Here is a 23,369-nt window from a genome sequence, read left to right on the forward strand (position 1 = left end):
ATGCATTTTCCTGAATAATGACTGCAATGAATGTCGACGGCCTCCAAAAACTAACTCCCCGTCAGAAGGAGATTTTGCGTCTTCTGCTGGTAGGCTTCGACACGAAATCGATTGCGCGCGAACTGGACATATCGGTCCACACCGTGACCGAGCATCTGCGTGAAGCCCGGCGTCATCTGGGCGTTTCGAACAGCCGGGAAGCTGCGCGAATCCTCGGGCAGGCGGAGGAGGTACCCCCTAATAACTTGGGACGCAGCACTATCGGGGTGGGCGATACGATTGCAGCATTTAGTTCTGTGATGGAATCCAGCGCGCGTCGTCGGCTGGTCTACATCGGAGCCACATTCATGATCCTGCTTACCACTGCTGCACTCGCCCTGACATTTTCGACGCACGAAACGCATTGGAAAGCTAACGATCCGGCATATGAGTCGAACTCAGCTAACCCAGAGGAAAGCGATCCTAACCACTTCCCAGTGCTCGCCATACCCGTTGAAGAATTCGACCAACTGAAGGTGTCAGGCGCGTTCAAAGTGAGCGTCTTTGTGAGCGATAGAGCTAGCCAGGTCTCTCTTGTGGGGCCACGGACAATGACCGCCGACGTCATCGTTTCAGTCGATGACGGAATTCTCACGATCCGCTTTCGCGAAGGAGCAGAACGAAGTTGGAATCCCGGTGCGGGCGTGAACGTCTCCATTTTGACTTCGGGCCTGTCATCCGTAAACATCGACGGACCGACGCAGATCGAAATTAACGGTCCAAAGGGCGATAGTTTCGCCGCAACAACAGAAGCGGCTGGATCGATCGAAGTGACCAGACTTGATGTTGGGAAGGTCGATTTGACGACGAACGGGGCCGGGAGCATATTGGTGGGCGGATCTGCTCGTGAGGCGACCTACTTGACTAGCGGCGCCGGTTTGATCGACGCAAAGCGGTTGCGCGTGACGAACGCGAAGATGGCGGTTGGCGGTGCAGGCTCAATCTACGCTGACGTGTCGGGCGACTCCGAAATTTTGCTTCGCCAGCGCCGAGGCGGACGCGTTGAAGTCGTCGGAGGCGGGACATGCATCTCGCAGCCCGCGAATTCGGATCGTATCGATTGCAGGTGACGGCCTAAAAAGGCGTCCGCTTTCCACCCAATTTCAGACATCCAATCCCGCCCACACTTTCAGCACTAGCCAAAGTCACCAAATTACAGGCGGCAGGCTTGCGAAGTTTTCCGACTTCTGCACTATCAGCTGAAAGGAGAATGACGCGTGCCCAGCGATGTTGTTTCGACGCTCTTGGCGATCACGGCTTGGGCGGCGGTCGGCGCCGGTGATCCGCCGTGCGCACATAACGCAGAGGCGCTGCTTGCGCTCGATTTTGCGGCGTTTGATCAGACCGAGGGATCGGGGTGGCGACCGCTCTACAAGGCTGGCTGTTATGTCGAGGCCGCAGAACTGCTGCGCGAATACCGTAAGCGTCGCAGCGACGAGATCGACGGCATAATCCCGTTTCATGAGGCTCAGATGTGGGCCTATGCGGGCGAGACCGAGCAGGCCTTACCCTTGTTCGAGCAGAGTTTCAGGACCGATGGGGCGTTCTCCGCCGTCGCATGGAACCTGTATGTGCACGGCAACATCGCTTTTCTCCGGCGTAATCGAAGCGGCCTCGATGGTGCGGCAGCCGCATTGGCCGCCCTGCCAAAGCCTGCCGGATGGGACAACGCGGTCGGCGTGGACGGAAAACGCTTCAGCTTGCCATGGCCGATGAACCTCAATGTGCTTGAGGCGATGCAGCGGTGCTGGGACGAAACGCACGAGGTTGCAGCGCATTGCCATTTGGCCGATTGGCGAAAACCCCGCCCTGCCGAGTGAGTGAATGATTAAGCGCCAGGCCGCGGTTTCCTACTCCGGCCAAAATCGCCATGTTTCAGACGGCTCTTTCACATCGTCGGCATCCCCCCCTTCCAGCGGCACAAAGATGATGCGCGTGCACAAATGTTGGACAAGTGTCACCCGTGTCCTACATTCACAAACCACTGAAAATCATAGAGAAACACTTGTAGGCACCGCATGACACCTGAGCCAATTTGTCAGGCACGTCCTACAGCCCGGCAAGCACCTCATAAGCAAGCACCGCAGCCGCTACTGCCGCATTCAGGCTGTCGGCGCGGCCGCGCATCGGCATCGTCACACGCAGATCGCATTCCGCCTCGTAATCCTCCGGCAAACCTTGCGATTCGTTGCCGACCAGAATGAAGCACGGCGCTTCGTAAGAGGCCCCGCGATAGGGCACGGCATCGCGCAGGCTAGCCGCGACAAGCTGGCCCGCGCCGCCCCGCAGCCACGGCACGAAATCCTCCCACCGGGCCTGCGCCAGGCTCTGTGTGAAGACCGCGCCCATACTCGCCCGGACGCCTTCGGCGCTGAACGGGTCGGCGCAATCGTCGATCAGGATTAGCCCGCCTGCCCCCACGGCATCGCCGGTGCGTAGCATCGTGCCGAGATTGCCCGGATCGCGCAGCGCCTGCGCCACCAGCCAGATCGGCGCGGCCTCGCAGTTAATACGGTCAAGCGCGGTGTCCCATTCATCGAACACGCCCACCACGCTCTGCGCATTGGATTTGCCGGTAATCTTGGTCAGGATATCGGGCGAAGTTTCGATAATTTCGCCGCCGCTGGCTGCAATCTCCGCCTCAAGCCGCTCAATCAAAGGATGCGGATCACGGTTTTCGGCCATAACGATCTGGCGCGGAATGCGGCCGCTTTCGCGGGCATCCTCCAGCAGACGCAGCCCCTCGACCAGGAACTGGCCTGCGCGTTTGCGGTGCTTTTTGTCCCGCAGGGACCGCAAGTATTTTACGGTCGGGTTGGAAAATCCGGTGATCTGTTTGCGCATTGCAGCGGTGTTTCGCGGTTTGGTTTCGTGGGGAAGGTCCGGCGCTATTCTTCGCCGAAGCCATCCTCGATCAGGCCGACCAATTGGCCAAGGACAGTTTCAGCCTCGTTTCCGCTGACGATGACATCGACATTGTCGCCTTTCGCAGCGCCCAGCATCATCAGGCCGAGAATGGAGCCGCCAGCGGCTTCATGTGCGTCCTTTGCCACCCGCACGGAAACGCCATCTGGCAAGGCAGCAACCGCGCCGACGAATTTGGCGCTGGCGCGGGCATGGAGCCCGCGTTTGTTGACGATGGTGACGTTCCGGCGCAGCTCGCTCATCCTTGCGATTACCCCTTTACGGCGGCCGGTGCGGCGGTATCGCCCAGCAATTCGCTGGCCACGGTGATGTAATTGCGGCCCGCCTGCTGCGCGGCCTCGACCGCCTCGACCACGTTCATACTTTTACGCGCGCCGCCCAGCCTGATGAGCATCGGCAGATTGATCCCGGCGATCACTTCAACGCGGCCCGTGTCGAGGAGCGATATGGCGAGGTTGGACGGTGTGCCGCCGAACAGGTCGGTGAGGATGATGACACCGCCGCCGGTATCGACCGACTTGATCGCTGCGGCAATTTCCTCGCGGCGCTGCTCCATATCGTCGCTGGGGCCGATGCAGACGGTTTCAATACCGGTCTGTTTGCCGACGACATGTTCCATCGCTTCGACAAATTCGTCAGCCAGACGGCCGTGGGTGACCAGGATCAAACCAATCATGCGGGAATGTGTGTCCGTCAGTTACCTAGCCCGGGTGCGCGTTCGATTTCATCGGTCGCACGGGAGCCCAAATTTCGATGGCGGACAGTGGGCGAAAATCCTGCCTCGCGCAAGCCTTGCGCCATCTCTTCGGCGGTAAAAACCGAACGGTGTCTACCTCCGGTACAACCGAATGCGATATGCACATACGCCTTTCCCTGCGCCTGATAGAGCGGCAGCAGCGTCAATAACAGATCGTGAATGCCCTCGTAAGCCGAGGCGAAAGCGGGGTCTTTGCGGATATGTTCGCCCACCGGCGCGTCGCGTCCGGTCAGCTCTCGCAAACCTTCGACCCAGTGCGGATTATCGAGAAACCGCATGTCAAACACCAGATCGGCAAGCGGCGGCATCCCGCGTGCAAAACCAAAGCTGGAGATGGTGAGCGTCGCCTCGCTCGCCCCGCTGGTGTCGAACTGGTCGCGAATATGCGCCTGCAATTCGTTCACCGCGAGCGCGCTGGTATCGATGACCGTATCAGCCCAGCGGCGCAGCGGCTCCAGCAATTCGCGCTCGGCCCCGATCCCGTCGAGCAGAGGCCGGCCCTGCGTCATCGGATGGCGGCGGCGGGTTTCGTTGTAGCGCCGCTCAAGCTCGCTATCTGCGCAGTCAATGAACATGAAACTAACCGACAGTCCGTCGCTTTCGTTAAGCGATTTCAGCAAGGCGATGATGTCGGCAGGAACGAAGCCGCGCGTGCGCGAATCAAACCCGATGGCAAGCGGGCCGCGGTCTTCGTCGGACTGATCGTCGAAGGGTAACACCAACCGTTCGAGAAATCGCACCGGAAAATTGTCGATCGTTTCCCAGCCGAGGTCCTCAAGCACATCGAGCGCGGTCGATTTGCCCGCGCCGGACAATCCGGTCACCAGCAGCAATCGACGGCGCGCCCCTGATGCAGGCGAGTTCGTGGCAGTTTTGGAAGGGTGGCCGGTATCCATGCGGTCTTTCTTGCGAGAATGCGACCCAATGTGAAAGCGACTTTTTTACACGATCCGCCGGAAATCTCTCAATCGTGTAGGCGGACGCCGTGCTGCTGCAAGGCGAGCTCGGCGCGGGGGGCAGGGGCTATCGTTCCGGGATCAAAGGGGATTTCAGGGATCAGGCATCCGCAAATCTCGCGGGTCTCGGCGGCTTTCGGGAGGCGTTCAGCCTCGCGGCCCAACATCAATATCAGCGCCGCCTGTATGTCGCAGGTGGTCGGAAACCGGAGAATACCCACCCCGCGCACTTCCAGCAGACCTTCGATATTCGGCGGCGGGGACGCGATGATGCGATCGTTTCGGGCGGCCAGCGTGATGCCGTCATCGCCGATCAGAGTCGCGCCGCGATCTATCAGCGCCAGCGCAAGGCTCGACTTTCCGGACCCCGGAGGCCCCTCAATCAGGAGCGCCCTGCCGCCGATGGCAACCGCGGTGGCCTGAATAATGATCGAGCCTGTGTCTGTCATGCTGGCGGCAGGCGCAGGCGCAAACACGCGCCCGGTTTGCCATCGGGCCGCGCCTCCGCGATGAGCGAGCCGTCATGCGCCTCGGCAATGGCGCGGGCAATGGCGAGGCCCAGACCCGAATGGTTGCCGAAATCTTCCTGCTCGGGCCGGATGGAATGGAACCGGTGAAAAACCTTTTCGCGGGCGTCCTGTGGAATGCCGGGGCCGGAATCGCAGACCATGAGAGTGACGCAATTGCCATCATTGTCGATCAAAACCTCAATCGGCGCCTCGGGAGGGGAGAAAGACACGGCATTATCAAGCAGGTTTTCGACAATCCGCTCCAGCCGCATACCCACGCCGGAGACCTTTGCTGCAAAGCCGCGCGTCCTCAGCTCTATCCGGTGATTGTGGTTTTCGGCGCGGTTTTCGCGTCCGCCGATAATCTCCGTGACAAGGCTGGCCATGTCGATGTTTTCACGCGTTGCCCGCGACATTTCCGCGTCGATCCGGCTTGCATCGGAGATTTCCGTGACCAGCCGGTCGATCCGGCGCACATCGTGGGTCGCGATCTGCTCCAGCTCGCGGCGCAGCTCAGGATCCTCGACGCGGGGCAGCGATTCAATGGCGCTGCGCAGACTGGCGAGAGGGTTCTTGATCTCATGCGCGACATCGGCGGCGAAACTGTCCACCGCGTCGATCCTCTGTCGCAGTGCCCCTGTCATGTCTGACACTGCACGGGCCAGCCGTCCTATCTCGTCGCCGCGTTCCGGCAGCCGCGGCACCTCCACCTCGCGCTCACGACCCTGGCGAACCTTGACCGCGGCATTGGATAGCTCTCGCAGCGGGGTGACGATTGTACGCGCGAGGTAAAGCGACAGCATCGCAGAGGCGAACAGGACCAGCAGCACCCCTGTCACTAGCGTGCTGCGCGCCGCACGCACCGTTGCAGTGATGTCCGTCGCGTTGCGCACCGTCAGCAGCGTCGCCCCGTCCAGTGCGACCGGCGCAGCGGCGGTGATGACGGGTGTGCCATCCTCCCAATCGTAAAGCGTAACCTGGCTGCGGCCGACTTCGCGCGCGCGGACAAGTTCCGGCCAAGCGTCGGCGGTCTGTGCCTCAGGCTCAACGTAATCGGTCACCGCCTCGGCGCTAACGATTGTGTCCACGGTGCGGTCCAGCCAGCGCGAAAGCTGCTGCTCCCAGCTGTCATCGTTGATATCGTCAAATTCGAACGAGGGCGTGTCCAGCGCGAAACTATCGGCCAACAGCGTTCCGTCGGCGTCGAACATGCGCAGCCGCATGCGCTGTTCCTTGCCGATCTGGACCAGCAAAGCGTCTTGCCGTTCGCGCGTTGCCCCCGCCAGCGCCTCTGCGGTAATCTGTGCCTCGATCCGGGCCAGCTTGAACCGTTCGTTGATCAACTGCGTGCGGTAAGTGTCGAGATAGAACAAGCCCCCGCCAAGCAGGGCGAGCGGGAGGATATTCACCGCCAGAATGCGCGCAGTAAGTGATAGCCTGCCGCTGGCGCTCAGCCGCTCTTTCGCATCGCCGATCCGGGCGGCGTCGGCAGGCTGGCTTTGCGGGCCGGTCTCAGCCATCGTTGAAGCTGTAACCTGCACCGTAAAGCGTATCGATAGCCTTGAACTGCGGATCAACGACGCGGAATTTGCGGCGCATTCGTTTGATGTGGCTGTCGACCGTGCGATCATCGACGAAGATGTCGTCGGGATAGGCTGCGTCCATCAATTGATTGCGGCTTTTGATGACACCGGGCCGCGCGGCCAGCGCCTCAAGGATGAGGAATTCGGTTACGGTCAGGCTGACGGATTTGTCGTCCCATGTGACCTGGTGACGGGCGGGGTCCATTTGCAGCCGCCCGCGCGCAAGATTCTGGCTGGCAACCTCGCGATCGCCGCCGCTCTCTCCAGCGGTTTCGCGCACTGGGTCGGCGCGGCGCAAAATGGCGCGAATACGGGCGATCAAAAGCCGCTGGCTAAACGGTTTGGCGATATAATCATCCGCGCCCAGTTCCAGCCCGGCCTCTTCATCGGCTTCGTCATCCTTGCTGGTCAGGAAAATGACCGGCAGCGGCACTTCCTCACGCACGCGGCGGAGCAACTCCATTCCGTCCATCTTGGGCATCTTGATATCGAACACGCCCAGTGCAGGCGGATTTTCAATGAGCGCCTTGAGCGCGGTTTCACCGTCGGAATAAAGCCGCGTGACGAACCCTTCGGCCTGCAGGGCGATGGAAACCGTGGTCAGGATATTGCGATCATCATCGACCAGCGCGATTACCGCTGCATCCTCTGCGTGAGTGGGCACTGCGGTGTCTGCGCTGCTGCGCATCCTTTCGGTTTCGCCAATTCCCGTTTCATCGCGGGGCGATTCGGTCATGAACATCTCTCCTGCGGCGCAGGGGGGCGCGCCAGTTCGTCCATTGGATTAGCCGGTTCGGCGCGCAGAAACAACGCGCTGCGGCACGGGGCTTTCATCGCACGTGCACTACGCCTTTGTGGGATTATCCTTAAGCGAGTTTGACGCAGGCGGGACGTGCTTCTATGCGAAACCTGTCTGGGATCGGACGAACTTCCAACTGGCATCTTTTGTTTCAAACGAACATCAAGATGCCCGATTTTGCTGCGATGTGCATACGTATGCAAGTCGCCTGGATTTTGTCGGTTCCCGCTCGCTGTTTTATTCCTTCGATGGAGATTTCACGTTGACGCCTCTTGCCCAATCGCTGTCCAGTCAGGGGATCGAAACCCGCGCAGAAATTCACCCCAATCTCGGCACGCCCGCGCTGGTTGAGGCTTCACTGGCAGCAGGCGAGGGGACGCTGTCGAAACATGGCGCGCTGGTCGTTCAGACCGGCGCGAAAACGGGACGCAGTGCGAAAGACAAATTTATCGTGCGCGATGCGACAACCGAAGACACGGTGTGGTGGGGCAAGGTCAACGCTTCCATGACGCCAGAGCATTTCGCCAATCTCAAAGCGGACTTCATGGACGCGGTGGCAGGCAAGGAAACGCTTTACGTTGCGGACCTCTTTGGCGGATCGCAGCCGGAACACCGCGTGAATGTGCGCGTGATCAACGAACTGGCCTGGCACAACCTTTTCATCCGCACCCTGCTGGTCCGCCCGGAAGCTGATGAGCTGGCGGATTTCGCCCCTGAATATACGATCATCGACTTGCCCACGTTCAAGGCCGATACCCAGCGCCACGGCACCAACAGCGAAACCGTGATTGCGGTGAACCTGACTGAAAAGCTGATCCTGATCGGCGGCACACGCTATGCTGGCGAGATGAAGAAGAGCGTCTTCGGCATTCTCAATTACCTGCTGCCGACCAAAGGCGTGATGCCGATGCACTGTTCGGCAAATATCAGCGAAGACGGCAAGACCGCCGTGTTCTTCGGCCTGTCCGGCACTGGCAAGACCACACTGTCCGCCGATGCCAGCCGCACGCTGATCGGCGATGACGAGCATGGTTGGTCCGACACTGCAGTCTTCAATTTCGAAGGCGGCTGCTATGCCAAGATGATCCGCCTGTCCGAAGAGGCAGAGCCGGAAATCTACGCGACCACTCGCCGCTTTGGTACGGTGCTGGAAAACGTGGTCATGGACCCAGAAACGCGCGAGCTGGATTTCGACGACAATTCGCTCGCCGAAAATACGCGCGGTGCCTATCCGATCAATTATATTCCGAACACGAGCGAGAAGAACCTCGGGCCAGTGCCTAGCAATGTCGTGATGCTGACTGCCGATGCGTTCGGCGTTCTGCCTCCGATTGCGCGGCTCACGCCTGATCAGGCGATGTATCACTTCCTGTCAGGCTACACTGCAAAGGTCGCTGGAACTGAAATCGGCGTAACCGAACCCGAGGCAACATTTTCGACCTGTTTTGGCGCGCCTTTCATGCCGCGTCACCCCAGCGTTTACGGCAACCTTTTGAAAGAGCGCATCGCCAAAGGCGGCGTTCAGTGCTGGCTGCTCAACACCGGCTGGACCGGCGGCAAATACGGCGTCGGCAACCGGATGCCGATCAAGGCAACCCGAGCATTGCTGAACGCGGCGCTCGACGGGGATCTCGACAATGTGGAGTTCCGCAAGGATCGCAATTTCGGGTTCGACGTGCCTGTCCATGTGCCCGTTCTGGCAGAGCAGGGGATCGACCAGACGATCCTCGATCCGCGCAGCACATGGTCGGACAAGAGTGAATACGATGCGACCGCGCACAAGCTTGTGCAGCTGTTCATCGATAACTTTGCCGAATTTGCACCGCACGTGGACGAAGGCGTGCGGCAGGCGGCACCGGCCGGACCGGTCGCAGCTTAATCTGCCAGAGAAGCTGAAGAGGCCAGATACAGCTTTACGAGCTGGAGAGGGGAGCCCCGCCTGGTGTGAATGCGCCGGGCGGGGCTTTTTCTATCACGTCGCCGCTAGGTTTTGGCCCTGTTTTGCGCCACACTCACGCAGCGAATCAGCCAAGGAGAGACATTATGAGCCTGCTCGACGGAATTCTTAAGAACATCGGCGGCGCGCCTGATGATGTTGCAAACCTGGCGGAGAAGGTCGGAATTGATCCTGCAATGGCGGAAAAAGCGATCGCGGTTCTTGGCCAGACACACCAGATGGAAGGCGACACGGTTGAACTCGCGTCGAGCAAGACCGGCCTTGATACCGGTGTGTTGAGCCAGATTGTCGAGCAGATCGGCGGCGAAGGATCGCTCACCAGCTTTGCCTCCATGCTCGACAAGGATGGCGATGGCAGCCCGCTTGATGACATTGCGGACATGGCCTCGGGCTTTTTCGGCAAGAAATAGTCCCAAGCCGCCCCGTTTCGAAATTCAAGACAGGAGGCTGATATGAGCCTTGCACAGATGTTGCAGCAAACCGGCGCGATCACCTCCATGGCGAATGAGCTGGGCGTGGATGAAACCACTGCAAAAACCGCCGCCGGTGCGTTGCTGCCCGCGATTGTCGCAGGCATGGGGCGCAGCGCGACCGGCGGATCGACCACGCCTGATCCGATGGGCGGACTGGGCGGTCTGGCGGGAGCAATCCTCGGCGGATCTTCTGGAGGCGGATTGGGCGGCGGACTGCTGGATGCGGTGCTGGGAAACAGCCCGACGCCGACGCAGCCGGGCAATGACATCCTCGGCACGATTTTCGGTAGCAAAGATGTCAGCCGGTCTGTTGCCGGTGAGGTCGCCGCGATGACCGGCATCGACGAAGGCCTGCTGAAGAAAATGCTCCCGATCCTCGCCATGGCGGTGGCGGGTTACATGGCCAAGCAGGCGACTGGCGGGGCCAGCACCGGTGCGTCTTCTTCGCAAAACCCGATGGGCGGCATTCTGGGTTCGATTATCGGAGGCATGATGCAGCGCTGATTAAGCCGCATCGCTTTACGCTATGCGCGTGACCCGCAAGAGCCTGCCTCTCTTACTCGCAGCTCCGTTGCTGCTGGGCGCTGCCCCTCAGGCTGCGCCGCCGCCGGCCGATGTCGCTGCTGCGGAGGCCCAGCCTCAGACTCAATCGGAAAGCGCCTATACCGGGCCGGTGGTCTACCGCGCCGAAATTGTGGCGCAGTATCCCCACGATAGCGGCGCCTTTACCCAGGGGCTGCTGTGGCATGATGGCGCGCTTTATGAAAGCACGGGCCGTGTCGGGCAGTCGCGCGTTCGCAAGGTCGATCTGGAAACTGGCAAAGTGCTGATGGAACAGGACATTCCGCCCGATCAGTTCGGGGAGGGGTTGGCGCTGTGGCACAGCGACCTGATCAGTCTGACGTGGCGCGACAATGCGGTGCATCGCTGGCGGCTGGATACGCTTGCGCCAATTGCGTCGATTGCCGATTTTCCCTTCGAAGGGTGGGGGCTGACCACCACCGACGATGGACTTGTTTTTTCCGACGGCAGTGACACATTGCGCTTTATCGACCCTGACACGTATGAGGTGGAGCGCAGTGTCAAAGTCACTTTGAACGGTGATCCGCTAACCCAGCTTAACGAGCTGGAGATGATCGACGGCCAAATCTTCGCCAATATCTGGCGCGCTCCTTATATCGCGATCATTGATCCGCAGTCAGGCGTGGTCACAGGCCTGATCGATCTGCGGGGCATCACATCGCAGGTGCCAGCAACCGGCATCGGAGCGGTGCTCAACGGCATCGCATGGGATGCGGATCGCCGCCGGCTGTTTGTTACCGGAAAGCTGTGGCCGACATTGTTCGAAATCAGGCTGGTGGAAACGACTGCACGGGTCGGCTGAGGTTTGTGCGCAGGGATTGGCAGGATTTACTCGCCGCCCGCGCCACCTTCACCATCGTCATCCGCATCAGCGTCATCATCATCCAGATCAATGCTCATTATCGCTGCACTGCCCGTCCTCAGGCGGAAAGGCTCACCCTCGGTCCCGTTATCAAGCGCGGTGATCATTGCCTTGGCCAGGTTTGCAGGTCCGCTGCCATGCGGATCGGCGGCGAGCGGTTGCAGGCTGGCTTTGGCAAGTTCGATCTTTCCCTCGCGCGCCTGCATCATCGCCACCTGCACCCATAATCCCTGATCGAACGGGGCGAGGCGCGCGGCATGTTTCAGCGCCGCACGGGCATTTTCTGGAGGCGACATGCCGCGTTCGGCGAAGCTGCGATAGAAATAGATCAGCGGCAGCGGGTGATCGTTTTCGCGCTTGTTCAAATCGCCGAACGGTTTCATCGCTGCCTCATAGGCTGCATCGGCCTCGCTGGCGTCCGCATCAGAAGCCTTGCGGAACAGCGCGTACCCTTTCTGCACATAGGGGTTGGCGCGGGCCGGATCGATGGCAATCGCACGGTCGGCAGCGGCGATAGCGGCGTCATCGTTTCCGGCATCGTATTCAGCCTCTGCCAGCGCGGAAAGCACGCCCGCATCACCGGGATATTGCGCGGCCACTTCGCGGATTTCGGGCAGCAGTTCTTCCGCCTGTTCCCGGGTGACGCCGCGCTGTGACACCATCCGCAGCGGCATCATTTCCGCCTCGCCCTCAGGCAGTTTGCGCAAGGTTACTTCGCCGATCTGCAACCGGTCGGGGCCAAGGTTGAATGTGTACATCCGGCGTTCGCGCAAATACGCTTTCAAATCCCTGTCCAGCTCGCGCAGATCGCCGAACACGGCCTCTCCCGCTTCGAGAGAAGGGACGCCGCTGGCGACTTGCTGCCAATAGGCGTTGAGCTGACCGGGCCTCTCCTCTGAAAAGGTCAGGTAGTGGTAGAGCAGCCAGCTGCGCCCGTAAAAGCCACTATTCGCTGATCTTCCGGCCTCCGCCGAGAGTTCGGGGTCGAGCAGTTCCCACGCCGTTACCGGAGTGCGATCTGACAGCTCATAAGCGCGGTGCTGCGCTGGGCGGCCGATCAGGATGCTTCCATCCTTGTTGAACGTGGTTGCCGCAAAAAATTCCGCTGCGCCTTCGCTCAACCAGCGGGGCATTGCGTGACGGTTGGTGGAGATCAGAAAATGGTGCGCATATTCGTGCAGCAGCACGACGGTAGAGAAATGCGGATAGCCGTTCTTGTGGCGAATGTTCTGCACGAACGCTTTGCTGCCGCCCGCTCTGGGAATGTAAAAACCTGCGATATTGCTGTTTTTCTCCCCGACAAGACGCCTTATATCGCGCCCCGATCCTGCGACGAAGATCGTCACACGGTTAGAGGGGCTGGGATTTTCCAGTTTGCGCCCCGTCAGGTTGGCAAGCGCGCTTTGATACCGTTCAAGGTTTTCAGCGAAGCGGCGAATGTCTTTCTCACTGTCATCGGCATAGATGACAAAGTGTTCGGACGATGCCTCATACCAGTCGGCCTTCGCTGCGTGCGAACCAAATGCGAGCGCGATCAGTGCAAAAGTAAAAGAAAAAATACGTAAATTCATGACCCTGCGCCCCTTTTGCCGGTCGAAGACTGCCAATAGTTTCCTGATCGCGCAAGCTATTCCTGAAGCCGAACTTTAGATTGACAGTGCAGGTCCGGTCTATTCGGTTATGAAATACGAAGAGATCGCGCTTTGGACAGGGACGGCTTGACCTTCGGGTATGGTCGCAAGGAAGGTCAGGAACTGGCGCACCTCTTCCGCCTTTTCGTTGCCATGCGGGTTGCTGGCAATCGGTTGGAGCGCGGCCCGTGCGTCGGCTATACGCCCGTCGTTCATGTGCATCATACCAGTCACCAGCCACAACTCCTGATCGAACGGCGCCATTTCGGCGGCGCGCACCAGCGCCGCCTTGGCGCTGTCAGTCGGTTTGAGCTTCTGTTCCGCGTAGTATCTATACGCGTAAATCTTGGGGACGATATGGTCCGCCTCCAACGCTTCGAGGGTTTCAAGTGCTTGCATCGCACGCGAATAGCCTGCTCGTTTTTGCTCCGCGTCGGGCGAGGCACGGGCCGCCCTGAACATCGCCAGTCCCGCGCTGAGATGCGCAGAACTAATGTCTGGATCAATTGCGATGGCACGCTGCGCCGCTGCAATCGCGGCGCTGTCATTACGCGCCTCGAATTCCACCTTAGCAAGGATCGACTGGACCGCCGCATTCTCGGGATAATCGGCGGCAATGCGGCGCGCCTCTTTGGCTAAATCTGCGGCTTTGTCAGCGCCCAGGCCGCGGTCTGACCGGACGCGTACGTCCATCATCTCAGCTTCGCCGACACTCAACGCTCGCAGCGTGACCGGGCTAACAGAGATTTCGTCTGCCGCCACTTGAAAGGCACGTTTGCCACGGGTGCGAAAATACATGTTAAGCTGACGTTCCAGCACGCCCAAATCGCCGAAAACGTCCCGCGCCGCGTCGAGTGACGGAGTGCCCTTCAGCACTTCGAGCCAGTATTCGCGCAATTGTCCGGCGCGATCCTCATTGGTCGAGAGGTAATGATATAGAATCCAGCTTCGGCCATAGAACGATTGTTTGGCCTTTGCGCCGCGCCCTTTCAGACGCTCCCAATCAAGGTCGAGCAATTCGCGAACCGAGGTCATTTCGTCTTCTTTCCAGAAGATCGTGAAATCGCGGTACGAATTCGGCATGCCCAGATAGACTGATCCGTCTTCATGAAAATAGGCGGAAGAAAAGAATTCGGCTGCACCCTCATTCATCCAAAGCGGCATGGCGAACCGATCCATCGAGCTGATGAAATGGTGCGCGTATTCATGTAGCAAAACTTTGGTCGACAGTGTCGGGCGTCCCTCCACGGTTTCGGTATCTTGGACAAAGGCGACGCTGCCTTGTGAGCGCGGGAGGTAGAACCCGGTTACACCGCTTGCACCCGCAAGCCGCCGGACAGCATCGGCAGAGCCAAGCGCGTAAACGTTAATCCGGTTTGAAGGGCTGGGGCTGGGCAGGTCGCGCTGGGTATAGCGTTCCATTGCGCTGTGATACCGTTCGAGTTTCTCGGCAAAGATCCGGACATTCTCTTCGCTGTCATCGGCATAGATCACAAAATGATCCGAGGAGGCTTCGAACCATTCGGCCTGTGCAGGGACGATGCCCAGCGCCAGCGCGAATACTGATAAAACCAGTGAAAAATTCCGAATAATCATGACCATGCGATCCCCTGCATGGCGATTTGTGGCAACAGTCTTTGCATTGCGCAACGGGATTTTGCAGTGCCGCTGATTAAGCGCGGTTCGCTTTTGCCCTTCGTTGATCGAGATAGCTCCAGATCTTGCTGACCACGACGGACCCCTCGCCAACGGCGCTGGCAACCCGTTTCACTGATCCAGCGCGGACGTCTCCGACGGCAAAGATGCCGTCCGTGCCCGTTTCGAACGGGCTTTCGCGGCCCACATCTGAGCCGGTGAGGACAAAGCCGCGTTCATCGGTTTTTGCCAGACCGGACAGCCAGCCAGTGTTGGGCGCAGCGCCGATCATGATAAACAGCGCGCGGGTATCGACGCGCTCTTCGCCGTCCGGTGTTTCAAACGTGACACCGTTCAGCCAGTCGTCGCCGTGCAGGGCGGTGACTGTGGTGTTGTAATGGATCGTGATTTTCTGATCGGATTCCAGCCTGCTCGACAAATAGCTCGACATGGAGGCCGCAAGGCTGCCGGATCGGACCACCAGATGGACATGCGATGCCGAGCGGGAAAGGAACATTGCCGCCTGTCCGGCGCTGTTGCCGCCGCCGATGACGACGACTTCTGTGTTCTTGCAAAACCGCGATTCCATTTCGGTCGCGGAATAGAAAATGCCCGAGCCTTCCAACGCCTCCAGGTTATCGAGCGGAAGGCGGCGATATTGCACCCCTGTGCTTACCAGAATTGCGTCAGCGCAAATCTCGTCGTCATCGTCGATCTGCGCGCAGAAACTGCCGTCCTCACGCCGGGTCAGGCCGACAACGCGGCGCGGCATGACGAACCTCGTGCCGAATTTCAGCGCTTGAATTTGCCCGCGATAGGTGAGGTCAGTTCCGCTGATACCGGTTGGAAAACCCATGTAATTTTCAATCCGGCTGGACGTGCCCGCCTGCCCGCCAATCGCGGTGTCCTCTATCACCAGCGCGTCGAGGCCTTCCGATCCGGCATACACCGCCGCCGCCACGCCCGCAGGGCCGCCGCCGACGATCAGCAGGTCAAATGTGCGCTGCGAACAGATGTCGAGATCCAGTCCGAGATATTGTGCCAGCTTGCGCGGGGTGGGGTCTTCGAGTTTCTGGTCCGTGCCCAGAATGACCGAGGGTTGGTGCCCTGACAGATCGCAGACCTGCGCGGTTTCGCTATCGGTCGCCTCCATATCAAAGCTTTGAAACGGGATACGGTTGCGCGACATAAACCGTTCGCACGCCTGCACATCGCCATCCCGGTCTGCTCCGATGATCTTGACCGAGGAGTTCCTCATCTCAAACTGTTTCCTGCGCCGCGCAGCAAAGACCGTGATGACGTGATCGGAAAGCTCTGGCACGCGGGCCATCAGGTCCAGCATCGCCGTGCGCGGTGCCTCTATCACGCGGGTTTCGGTCGCGGCCCGCATGGACAGGAACCAGCTGCCCCGATTGAGAAAGCCTATCTCGCCCATGAATTGTGCCGGGCCAAGTGATGCGTCGAGCATCCGTTCGCCGCTATAGGGATCGACCACTTCGATCTCGCCTTCGATTACGTAGACGAAAGTTTCCATCGGATCGCCGCTGCGCGCGAAGAAATGCCCCTTTGGATAAGCTTTCTCTTCCCCGATTTCGCAAATCGCCTGCACATGCGCATCGGCCAAAGGCACGCGGCGCATGGTTTCGAGGTCTTCTCCAAGCTGCTCCATGACGGTGTCCTTTCGTGCCCGCTACATGTCGAATTCGGTCAGCTGCGCGCGCTCGCAATGTGGCGTGATACGGTTTTTTCCAGCACGTCGAGCGGGCTGTTGCCGCCGAGTATGACGGCGGTGTTAAACGCCTTGAGATCGTAATCGCTGCCCAGCTCAGCTTCTGCGCGGGAACGTTGCCGCACGATCTCGCTATGGCCCAGCTTGTATCCGGTCGCCTGTCCGGGCCAGCTGCAATAGCGATCGACTTCGCTCGCGACTTCTTCGTATTTCGAGCCATTGCGCTCGACAAAGAAACTGCGCGCGCGCTCCCTGCTCCAGCCTTTGGAATGTAGCCCGGTATCGACCACCATGCGGCACGCGCGAAAGGCGAGGCTTTGCAGATAGCCAAGCCGACCCACCTTGAAATCTTCATACGCGCCGAGCTCATCGGCAATTTGTTCGCCATACAGCGCCCAGCCTTCACTGAACGGGTTGAAGGCGAGGATTGAGCGGATCAGCGGCAGGCGATTGGAATATCCGCCCTCCCACACATGGCCCGGAATCGTCTCGTGATAGGTCAGGTCAGCCAGATCGTATTTGCGGTGCAGATCGGTGCTGCGCAGGTTGATCCAGAACCGGCCCGGTATCGTCCCGTCCTTGCTGCCCGCGCCGCCATACGCGCCGGGCGCGCCGGCTTCTTCGGCTATGGGGATGCGGGTGACTTCGAGATTGGGATCGACCAATTGGTCAAAAGCGCGCGGCATTTGGGCGCGTATCCAATCGACACGGTCATCGATAAAGGCGAAGATTTCCTCGCGCCCCTTGTCACCTTTGGAGAATTTGTAGCGCGGATCGGCGGACAGGATTTGCATCCGTTCGCCCACAGTGCCGCTGGTGTAGCCGATTTCACGCAGGATCGGGTCCATGCGGTCATGCAGCAATTCCAGTTCTTCAAGACCCTGATTGTGGATTTCATCGGGCGTCAGGCGGGTCGTGGTGCTGGATCGCAGAGCCCAGTCGTAAAACTCTTCGCCGCCGGGGCGCGCAGAGATACCGGGATCGGAGGTTGCAACGCCGCGCTGCGCTTTCAATTCATCAAGCTGGCTGCCCAGCGCACCGGCAATCGCGCCGCTTTCCATGGCGAGCGCCATTTGCGCGCGGTCATCGGACAGGCCGATTTCATTCAGTTTGGCGCGCAGGTGATCGGCAAACAGCTCGCCTTTTGCCGCGCTCGCAATGGACAGCTCCATCTGCGCGATGGCTTTGTCGATCAGGAAATCGGGCGGAACCACGCCCATCGCCCGCGCGCGCCGCATCCGTTCCAGCTCCCCTTCGAGAGCGGCAGGAAAAGCGTTCACGCGTTCCAGATAAAAATCCGCATCCTCGGCGCTGCGCAGTGGCTGGTCGGACTGCATGAAACGGGGCAATCCGATATAGGCGCCGACATTCTGGATGACGACATAGGGCGCGGTGCGCCAATTGCCGACGGGGGTATCTCCGTAAGGCAAGGCAAAACCATCGAGCGCGAGCTCATAGGCGCTTTCGACGACTTCGATATTGGTGATCGTTTCGGTGTCCAGCCCGTCACGCGGATAGGCGCGCAGCCGGTTCAGGCTGTCCCGAAGTGTGGAGGCATACGCATCCTGCCCCTCCGGGCTCTGGTCTTCCAGCTTGCCGCGGAGGTGCGCGTAGCTGCCGGTATCGACACCCAGCGTGGTCGCACGCGATGGCTCGTGTTCCAGCATCGCATAGGCGATTTCGTCCAGCATCGCATTTGCTGCACCCGCGCCCGCACTTGATCCCGCGCCAGTGGCTGAAGAATTGTAGACCGGGCCAGCGCAGCCCGGCACCAGCGCCAATGCAGAAACGCCGCCAAGCCCCATTGCAGTTGAACGCAGGGCCTGACGGCGTGTGATTTTGTTCTGTTTCTCTCTCATGGAGAGGGGTTTAATGGCCGGTGGGGGCCTGTCAAACCCGGTTTTTCAGGATCAATCCTTAAGCTCTTTTGGCACGATACCGCCCGATGCAGCGATTTTGTTCATTACCGCTTTGTGCAGGGCGATATTGTCTTCTGCCGTCCCCGAATAATCGGTGTTGCCAAGCTCATGCGCGAGCTCTTTGCGGTTTTCATAGCTTGGATCGATACCGACAAGTTTCATCAGGTCGACAATCGATGTGCGCCAGTTGAGCTTTTCCGCGCCCGACATGTTCGAAAGGCGCTTCTCAACATCAACGCTGCTGATTGGCGCACGCTTGGGTGATGCAGCGGGAGTGGTGGTTGGCGATTTTGGTGCGGGGGTCGGCTCATCTTTGTCTTCACCGAAAATTGCGTTTTTGATTGAACTGAAAATACCCATGAATTCCTCCTCTTTATAATCTTGCAAATGCTGTGCCGGCGCGTGCAAAGCATTGCCCTGCGGAACCTGCATCAATTTAACGCTCGACGAGGCTATTCGTTCATGAATATCGTGCTTTCCATCGTAATGTTGACTGCGTTCGCCCTGATCGCAGGGGCGTTCGTTTTCTGGCGGCGCACGGGCGAGGCGAAACAGCCCGCTTTGATGGTGCTGCTGGCGGTTATCGCCATCGTGAATGTGTTGATCTGGACGGTCCCGGCAGATGACGGGACCGCCCCGATCGACGCGGTGGAGGCAGCGGCTGGGGGGTAGGGCCGCTGCCTGATCAATCCGCGTTTATTCAGGCAGTTTCCAGTTGACCGAATTGCGGTAAGTGCCGGCGACAGGTTTGCCGTAGCTGTCTTTTGCCGCATCAAAGCGCGCGCGGTTTTCAATCAGTTTACAGGTCGCCGCATCCAGCTGTTCGTGCCCGGTTGACCGTGTGATCGCGCAATCGCTGACGCGCCCTTTTTCATCAATTGAAAGCGTAAACCCGGCAACGCCTGACATGCCGCGCCTGATCCAGTTGCTGCGGTAATCGTTATCGGTCACCCAGCGGCCCGGATTGCCGCGCGGGCTGGCGCTGACGGGATTGGGCAGGGTGGGTGCCGGTTCGATACCAAGTCCGTTTCCGGGAATCTCGACCGGACCGATCACGCCTGTATCCAGTCCGGGAAGCTGATCGATCGGTTTTGACGGGCCGGGCGTAAAGTCGAAATCGAACGGCGGATCAATTGGTGCCTGAAATGTCGGAGTGACCGCGGGTGTCTCTGCTGTTTGTTCCTGCGTCGGCTTTGGCGGGGGCGGGGGCACGTCTGGTTCAATGGGTTTAACATCAAAGGTATCGGGGTTTTCAATGCGATCAGGCATGGTGACTTTCACCGCGAGGCCCAAGACCAGCACCGCGCCGAAAGCGGCGGGCACACCCAGCGCGCCCAGCAGGGCGGCGGGACTGGCTTTATTGGCTGTGTTTGCATAGCTCATATCGGCGATTCCTCTCTCACTTTCTTTCGTGAGGAGCGCCGGATCTGACGGAGGTTCGTGCGTCTGCACCGGCACCTCTCGTCTGCAATGTTACAACATAACATAATGATCGCAAGCTATTTCGCGTTGCGTTTCAGGACTTTGTTTGTTGGGCGCCCTCAAGCGCCGGGCGTTTTAGTTTGCGCACCCCATCCGGGGCGCGATTTCCTCGCGCCTGCGGCGCTGCGGGCGGGCGGTCGCCCTTGCGGCGCTGCGCGCCGTGCTCCGCAGCGACAATGCGATGTCGCGCAAGATGTCTTGGCACAACCCTGATGGCTCGAAATGGTGCGAGCCGTAGGCTCGCCAGCGCGCGACCGCGCGCCGCCGCTTATGCGGCGCAGCCAAGCGGGCCGGATGGCCCGCACCCGGCGCCTGAGGGCGCTAGACAAAAACCAATCAAATATCCTTACAGGATTATTTGATTGGACAATCCGGTGAGAGGCGGAAGTCGAGGTAGTTGTCGATCGACTTCATCATGTCTTCGGTTTCGTTCTCGAAGAAATGGTTCGCGCGCGGGATCTCGTCATGGTGGATCGTGATGTGTTTTTGTGTGCGCAGCTTATCGACCAATTTCTGCACGGCAGTCGGCTGAACCACGGTGTCGGCTGCACCTTGCACAAAAATCCCGCTCGCCGGGCATGGCGCGAGGAATGAGAAATCGTACATGTTGGCAGGCGGCGCAACGGAGATGAACCCGCGCACTTCGGGGCGGCGCATCAGCAATTGCATGCCAATCAGCGCGCCGAACGAATAGCCGGCAACCCACGTCGTCTGTGCCTCCGGGTGGATCGACTGCACCCAATCGAGCGCGCTTGCTGCGTCGGACAGTTCGCCAATGCCGTTGTCGAAACTGCCCTGGCTGCGGCCCACGCCGCGAAAATTGAAGCGCAACGTCGCAAATCCGCGGTCGGCAAATGTCTTGTATAGCCGCTGCACGATCCGGTCATTCATCGTTCCGCCGCCTTCGGGGTGCGGATGAAGGATCATCGCGACAGGCGCGCGCGGGCGCGGGGGAGGGGAGAAACGACCTTCAAGACGGCCTTCTGGGCCGGGGAAGATGACTGATGGCATGGATGGACCTTCGGCAAAAAGTTGTGACCGCGCGGACCGGGTGGCGCGCGGCAAAGCGCGCTCTATATAGGGAGTGATGCAGAATTCGCAATTTTTTCCAGACCAGTCCCAAAGCTGTCCGGTTTGACATGAAACGAACCTATCTCGACCATGCGGCAACCTCTCCGCTGCGCCCCGAAGCGCGGGCAGCGATTGAGGACGGTTTCGCGCTGTGGGCGAACCCTTCCTCCCCACACGGAGAGGGGCGCAAGGCGAAGGCCGCGCTGGAGGATGCGCGCGCACGGATCAAGGCGGCGCTGGGCTGGGACGGTGAATTGATCTTCACCAGCGGCGCGAGCGAGGCGCTGGCCATCGGGCTGGGTCAGGCCAAGGCGAAGCGCCGGATTATCAGCGCGGTCGAACACGACTCTGTTGTGCGCGCGGCGCCGAATGCGGAGGTATTTTCAGACGACATCGAGCTAGGCGAGGGTAGCATCCTCGCCGTGCAGCATGTGAATTCCGAAACCGGAGTGATCAATCCGGTGGACCAGATGGCGGAAACTATCAGGCCGACCGGCACGGTGCTGCTGTCGGATTGCTCGCAAAGCGCGGGAAAGATCGATCTGCCCGGCGCTGATATGCTGGTTGTCTCGGCCCATAAATTTGGCGGGCCAATCGGAATCGGCGCGCTGTTGGTGCGGGATTTCAACCTGCTGGAACCGACCGGCGGACATGAGCGTGGATATCGTCAGGGCACAGAGAACATGCCTGCCGCGCTCGGGATGGCTGCCGCTCTCGAAGCCGGCGACTGGGCCACCAATGCCGAGCAGCGCGCCGAATTCGCAAGCGCATTTTCGGGCGATATTCTCTCTATTGGCGATCAGGCCGATTATATTTTTGCGCTGACCCACCCCTCGATCAGCGCGCAGGCTTTGCTGATCCGCCTGGATGCGCAGGGTTTCTCCGTCTCGGCGGGCAGCGCCTGCTCTTCTGGCACGCTCAAGAAAAGCCGCGTGCTGGACGCATTCGGGGTGCCGGACGATGTGGCCGCGCGCACGATCCGCGTCAGCATTGGTTGGAACACGACTGCGAATGATCTGGAACGCTTTGCCGCTGCGTGGACTTCATTGAAATGATCTATCTCGATTACCAATCCACCACCCCGCTTGCGCCAGAGGCGCGTGATGCCATGCTGCGCTGGCTGGACGGGCCGGAAGGCACCGGGTTCGGCAACCCGCATTCCTCCCACCGGATGGGCCGACAGGCGAAGGCGGCGATAGAGCTGGCCCGTGACCGCGTGGCCGCATTGCTGCCAGCGGGCGGGCGCGTGATCTTTACCGGCAATGCGTGCGAGGCGATCAACCTAGCCATTCGCGGGTCAGGCAGCGGCGGATCGGTGTCTGTCTCCGCCATTGAACACGCCGCTGTCCTGGACACGGCGAAGGCGCTGAACGCGGCGCACATCCTGAACGTGTCGAAGGAAGGGCAGTGCAACACGGCGCAGGACGTGCCCGCCGATACGCGGCTGATCGCGGTGATGCAGATCAACAATGAAATCGGCACCGTCCAGCCGACAATCGACTGGCATCGCAAGGCCAAGGAAGTGAACGCGCTGTTCCTGATCGACGCGGTGCAGGCATACGGCAAGATGGAGGTCACCCACGCCGATATGATCGCGGTGTCGGCCCACAAACTGCACGGCCCCAAGGGGATCGGCGCGCTCTGGGTACGGGACGGGGTCGAGCTTGACCCGCAGATCACCGGCGGCCTTCAGGAAAGCGAACGGTCAGGCACACTTTCGCCTGCCCTCGTCGCGGGGTTTGGCGCGGCGGCACATCTGGCAAAAGAACTGCGCGAGCAGGACGCCGAGCATGTCGAGGCGCTCTGGACCCGCGCGCGCGAGCTTTTTTCCGACTGGACGCTAAATGGTGCAGAAGATGCTCGCTGGCACGGTAACCTCAACATCCGCCGCAACGGACTGGATGTGAACCGCCTGATGAGCGAGTGCCGGGGCGTGATGTTCTCCGCCGGAAGCGCGTGCGCCAGCGGCTCTGGCAGACCTAGCCACGTGTTGAAGGCCATCGGGCTGTCGGACAAGCAGGCGAAAAACTCCATCCGGCTGGGTTTCGGGCGTTACACGCAGATGGAAGACCTCGAAAAAGCAGCACAGGAAATCAACGCGGCGGCAGAGGCGCAGGGGCTGTGAGCATCAAAGTCACTTTCATGGACCCGCGCGGCAACGCGGTTGAGGCGGCGGCGGAGGCGGGCGACAACCTTTTGCGCGTAGGCCAAGCGGCGGAATTGCCGCTGGAGGGCACGTGCGAAGGGCAAATGGCGTGCTCAACTTGCCATGTTGTCGTCGCCGAGGACTGGTTCGATAAACTGACCGAGGCGAGCGAGGAAGAGGAAGACATGCTCGATTTCGCCGCCGGTGTGCGCCGCACTAGCCGCCTATCGTGTCAGATCGACCTTACCTCTGAACTAGACGGCCTGACCGTCAGCGTGCCCGCAGACAGCGCCGACGCGCGCAAGATGTAACCG

General features: G+C 60.1%; 24 protein-coding genes. 10 read left to right on the forward strand and 14 right to left on the reverse strand.

Annotation, left to right across the window (positions count from 1 at the left end; all coding sequences use genetic code 11):
• The first annotated feature begins 26 nt into the window (after positions 1-26).
• Entirely contained in the window at positions 27-1,109 is a 1,083-nt protein-coding gene (locus ACGHU1_RS06645; RefSeq protein ID WP_390584884.1) for a GIN domain-containing protein, read from the forward strand.
• A gap of 147 nt (positions 1,110-1,256) precedes the next feature.
• A complete protein-coding gene (locus ACGHU1_RS06650) occupies positions 1,257-1,859 on the forward strand; it encodes a hypothetical protein (protein ID WP_390584887.1) in 603 nt (200 codons plus the stop codon).
• Positions 1,860-2,088: 229 nt separating this feature from the next.
• Here the strand turns inward: ACGHU1_RS06650 and ACGHU1_RS06655 are convergent, their stop codons facing one another.
• The 7 genes from ACGHU1_RS06655 to ACGHU1_RS06685 form a co-directional block, all read right to left on the reverse strand.
• The gene (locus ACGHU1_RS06655; protein ID WP_390584890.1) at positions 2,089-2,883 is read right to left on the reverse strand and encodes a TrmH family RNA methyltransferase; all 795 of its coding nucleotides are present in this window, start codon (positions 2,881-2,883) and stop codon (positions 2,089-2,091) included.
• Between the two features lie 44 nt (positions 2,884-2,927).
• A complete protein-coding gene (locus tag ACGHU1_RS06660) occupies positions 2,928-3,206 on the reverse strand; it encodes an HPr family phosphocarrier protein (protein WP_390584893.1) in 279 nt (92 codons plus the stop codon).
• 8 nt (positions 3,207-3,214) lie between these two features.
• Positions 3,215-3,640, reverse strand: a complete 426-nt coding sequence (locus ACGHU1_RS06665) for a PTS sugar transporter subunit IIA (RefSeq protein ID WP_390584896.1) — start codon at positions 3,638-3,640, stop codon at positions 3,215-3,217.
• A 17-nt stretch (positions 3,641-3,657) separates the two neighbouring features.
• Complete coding sequence (gene rapZ, locus ACGHU1_RS06670; RefSeq protein WP_390584899.1) at positions 3,658-4,617, reverse strand: RNase adapter RapZ; 960 nt, start codon at positions 4,615-4,617, stop codon at positions 3,658-3,660.
• A gap of 68 nt (positions 4,618-4,685) precedes the next feature.
• Entirely contained in the window at positions 4,686-5,126 is a 441-nt protein-coding gene (locus tag ACGHU1_RS06675; RefSeq protein WP_390584901.1) for an HPr kinase/phosphorylase, read from the reverse strand.
• Entirely contained in the window at positions 5,123-6,706 is a 1,584-nt protein-coding gene (locus tag ACGHU1_RS06680; RefSeq protein WP_390584904.1) for a stimulus-sensing domain-containing protein, read from the reverse strand. The genes ACGHU1_RS06675 and ACGHU1_RS06680 overlap by 4 nt, the downstream gene beginning before the upstream one ends.
• On the reverse strand, positions 6,699-7,457 hold the full coding sequence (locus tag ACGHU1_RS06685) for a response regulator transcription factor (protein ID WP_390585526.1): 759 nt from the start codon (positions 7,455-7,457) through the stop codon (positions 6,699-6,701). The genes ACGHU1_RS06680 and ACGHU1_RS06685 overlap by 8 nt, the downstream gene beginning before the upstream one ends.
• Before the next feature lie 373 nt (positions 7,458-7,830).
• On the opposite strand from ACGHU1_RS06685, the gene ACGHU1_RS06690 reads away from it, so the two are divergent.
• From ACGHU1_RS06690 to ACGHU1_RS06705, 4 genes are all read left to right on the forward strand, one after another.
• Positions 7,831-9,447, forward strand: a complete 1,617-nt coding sequence (locus tag ACGHU1_RS06690; RefSeq protein WP_390584907.1) for a phosphoenolpyruvate carboxykinase — start codon at positions 7,831-7,833, stop codon at positions 9,445-9,447.
• A gap of 164 nt (positions 9,448-9,611) precedes the next feature.
• Positions 9,612-9,935 carry a hypothetical protein gene (locus ACGHU1_RS06695; RefSeq protein WP_390584909.1) on the forward strand — a complete coding sequence of 108 codons (324 nt, stop codon included), beginning with the start codon at positions 9,612-9,614 and terminating at the stop codon, positions 9,933-9,935.
• A 42-nt stretch (positions 9,936-9,977) separates the two neighbouring features.
• Positions 9,978-10,502: a DUF937 domain-containing protein gene (locus ACGHU1_RS06700; protein WP_390584911.1), complete on the forward strand. Its 525-nt coding sequence runs from the start codon at positions 9,978-9,980 to the stop codon at positions 10,500-10,502.
• Between the two features lie 28 nt (positions 10,503-10,530).
• Positions 10,531-11,382 carry a glutaminyl-peptide cyclotransferase gene (locus tag ACGHU1_RS06705; protein WP_390584912.1) on the forward strand — a complete coding sequence of 284 codons (852 nt, stop codon included), beginning with the start codon at positions 10,531-10,533 and terminating at the stop codon, positions 11,380-11,382.
• 26 nt (positions 11,383-11,408) lie between these two features.
• Here the strand turns inward: ACGHU1_RS06705 and ACGHU1_RS06710 are convergent, their stop codons facing one another.
• The 5 genes from ACGHU1_RS06710 to ACGHU1_RS06730 all read right to left on the reverse strand — a co-directional run bounded on the left by ACGHU1_RS06710 (position 11,409) and on the right by ACGHU1_RS06730 (position 18,716).
• A complete protein-coding gene (locus ACGHU1_RS06710; RefSeq protein ID WP_390584914.1) occupies positions 11,409-13,013 on the reverse strand; it encodes a DUF1570 domain-containing protein in 1,605 nt (534 codons plus the stop codon).
• 99 nt (positions 13,014-13,112) lie between these two features.
• The gene (locus ACGHU1_RS06715; RefSeq protein WP_390584916.1) at positions 13,113-14,669 is read right to left on the reverse strand and encodes a hypothetical protein; all 1,557 of its coding nucleotides are present in this window, start codon (positions 14,667-14,669) and stop codon (positions 13,113-13,115) included.
• A 76-nt stretch (positions 14,670-14,745) separates the two neighbouring features.
• Positions 14,746-16,377 carry an FAD-dependent oxidoreductase gene (locus ACGHU1_RS06720; protein WP_390584918.1) on the reverse strand — a complete coding sequence of 544 codons (1,632 nt, stop codon included), beginning with the start codon at positions 16,375-16,377 and terminating at the stop codon, positions 14,746-14,748.
• A gap of 38 nt (positions 16,378-16,415) precedes the next feature.
• Positions 16,416-18,296: a DUF885 domain-containing protein gene (locus ACGHU1_RS06725; RefSeq protein WP_390584921.1), complete on the reverse strand. Its 1,881-nt coding sequence runs from the start codon at positions 18,294-18,296 to the stop codon at positions 16,416-16,418.
• Positions 18,297-18,347: 51 nt separating this feature from the next.
• The gene (locus tag ACGHU1_RS06730) at positions 18,348-18,716 is read right to left on the reverse strand and encodes a DUF3597 domain-containing protein (RefSeq protein WP_390584924.1); all 369 of its coding nucleotides are present in this window, start codon (positions 18,714-18,716) and stop codon (positions 18,348-18,350) included.
• Between the two features lie 102 nt (positions 18,717-18,818).
• Here ACGHU1_RS06730 and ACGHU1_RS06735 point away from each other — a divergent pair, with 102 nt between their 5' ends.
• Positions 18,819-19,028, forward strand: a complete 210-nt coding sequence (locus ACGHU1_RS06735; RefSeq protein WP_390584926.1) for a hypothetical protein — start codon at positions 18,819-18,821, stop codon at positions 19,026-19,028.
• 24 nt (positions 19,029-19,052) lie between these two features.
• Here ACGHU1_RS06735 and ACGHU1_RS06740 read toward each other — a convergent pair whose 3' ends face one another.
• Positions 19,053-19,739: an energy transducer TonB gene (locus ACGHU1_RS06740; protein ID WP_390584929.1), complete on the reverse strand. Its 687-nt coding sequence runs from the start codon at positions 19,737-19,739 to the stop codon at positions 19,053-19,055.
• 453 nt (positions 19,740-20,192) lie between these two features.
• A complete protein-coding gene (locus ACGHU1_RS06745; protein ID WP_390584932.1) occupies positions 20,193-20,849 on the reverse strand; it encodes an alpha/beta hydrolase in 657 nt (218 codons plus the stop codon).
• Positions 20,850-20,977: 128 nt separating this feature from the next.
• Here ACGHU1_RS06745 and ACGHU1_RS06750 point away from each other — a divergent pair, with 128 nt between their 5' ends.
• From ACGHU1_RS06750 to ACGHU1_RS06760, 3 genes are read left to right on the forward strand one after another with little or no spacing between them, the layout of a single operon-like run.
• Positions 20,978-21,964, forward strand: a complete 987-nt coding sequence (locus ACGHU1_RS06750; RefSeq protein ID WP_390584934.1) for a cysteine desulfurase family protein — start codon at positions 20,978-20,980, stop codon at positions 21,962-21,964.
• Positions 21,961-23,034, forward strand: coding sequence for a cysteine desulfurase family protein (locus ACGHU1_RS06755; protein WP_390585528.1), 1,074 nt, complete (start codon positions 21,961-21,963; stop codon positions 23,032-23,034). The genes ACGHU1_RS06750 and ACGHU1_RS06755 overlap by 4 nt, the downstream gene beginning before the upstream one ends.
• Before the next feature lie 2 nt (positions 23,035-23,036).
• On the forward strand, positions 23,037-23,366 hold the full coding sequence (locus ACGHU1_RS06760; protein WP_390585531.1) for a 2Fe-2S iron-sulfur cluster-binding protein: 330 nt from the start codon (positions 23,037-23,039) through the stop codon (positions 23,364-23,366).
• Positions 23,367-23,369 lie beyond the last annotated feature (3 nt).

This window comes from Erythrobacter sp. MTPC3 (genome assembly GCF_042854385.1).
GTDB lineage: Bacteria > Pseudomonadota > Alphaproteobacteria > Sphingomonadales > Sphingomonadaceae > Erythrobacter.

Excerpts from the sequence above, each read along its gene's own strand:
- ACGHU1_RS06740 (WP_390584929.1), bottom strand. The coding sequence starts at position 19,739 with ATGAGCTATGCAAACACAGCCAATAAAGCCAGTCCCGCCGCCCTGCTG.
- ACGHU1_RS06715 (WP_390584916.1), bottom strand. The coding sequence starts at position 14,669 with ATGATTATTCGGAATTTTTCACTGGTTTTATCAGTATTCGCGCTGGCG.
- ACGHU1_RS06700 (WP_390584911.1), top strand. The coding sequence starts at position 9,978 with ATGAGCCTTGCACAGATGTTGCAGCAAACCGGCGCGATCACCTCCATG.
- rapZ (WP_390584899.1), bottom strand. The coding sequence starts at position 4,617 with ATGGATACCGGCCACCCTTCCAAAACTGCCACGAACTCGCCTGCATCA.
- ACGHU1_RS06720 (WP_390584918.1), bottom strand. The coding sequence starts at position 16,377 with ATGGAGCAGCTTGGAGAAGACCTCGAAACCATGCGCCGCGTGCCTTTG.
- ACGHU1_RS06735 (WP_390584926.1), top strand. The coding sequence starts at position 18,819 with ATGAATATCGTGCTTTCCATCGTAATGTTGACTGCGTTCGCCCTGATC.
- ACGHU1_RS06680 (WP_390584904.1), bottom strand. The coding sequence starts at position 6,706 with ATGGCTGAGACCGGCCCGCAAAGCCAGCCTGCCGACGCCGCCCGGATC.
- ACGHU1_RS06710 (WP_390584914.1), bottom strand. The coding sequence starts at position 13,013 with ATGAATTTACGTATTTTTTCTTTTACTTTTGCACTGATCGCGCTCGCA.
- ACGHU1_RS06745 (WP_390584932.1), bottom strand. The coding sequence starts at position 20,849 with ATGCCATCAGTCATCTTCCCCGGCCCAGAAGGCCGTCTTGAAGGTCGT.
- ACGHU1_RS06645 (WP_390584884.1), top strand. The coding sequence starts at position 27 with ATGAATGTCGACGGCCTCCAAAAACTAACTCCCCGTCAGAAGGAGATT.
- ACGHU1_RS06685 (WP_390585526.1), bottom strand. The coding sequence starts at position 7,457 with ATGCGCAGCAGCGCAGACACCGCAGTGCCCACTCACGCAGAGGATGCA.
- ACGHU1_RS06675 (WP_390584901.1), bottom strand. The coding sequence starts at position 5,126 with ATGACAGACACAGGCTCGATCATTATTCAGGCCACCGCGGTTGCCATC.
- ACGHU1_RS06725 (WP_390584921.1), bottom strand. The coding sequence starts at position 18,296 with ATGAGAGAGAAACAGAACAAAATCACACGCCGTCAGGCCCTGCGTTCA.
- ACGHU1_RS06730 (WP_390584924.1), bottom strand. The coding sequence starts at position 18,716 with ATGGGTATTTTCAGTTCAATCAAAAACGCAATTTTCGGTGAAGACAAA.
- ACGHU1_RS06655 (WP_390584890.1), bottom strand. The coding sequence starts at position 2,883 with ATGCGCAAACAGATCACCGGATTTTCCAACCCGACCGTAAAATACTTG.
- ACGHU1_RS06695 (WP_390584909.1), top strand. The coding sequence starts at position 9,612 with ATGAGCCTGCTCGACGGAATTCTTAAGAACATCGGCGGCGCGCCTGAT.
- ACGHU1_RS06750 (WP_390584934.1), top strand. The coding sequence starts at position 20,978 with ATGAAACGAACCTATCTCGACCATGCGGCAACCTCTCCGCTGCGCCCC.
- ACGHU1_RS06665 (WP_390584896.1), bottom strand. The coding sequence starts at position 3,640 with ATGATTGGTTTGATCCTGGTCACCCACGGCCGTCTGGCTGACGAATTT.
- ACGHU1_RS06755 (WP_390585528.1), top strand. The coding sequence starts at position 21,961 with ATGATCTATCTCGATTACCAATCCACCACCCCGCTTGCGCCAGAGGCG.
- ACGHU1_RS06660 (WP_390584893.1), bottom strand. The coding sequence starts at position 3,206 with ATGAGCGAGCTGCGCCGGAACGTCACCATCGTCAACAAACGCGGGCTC.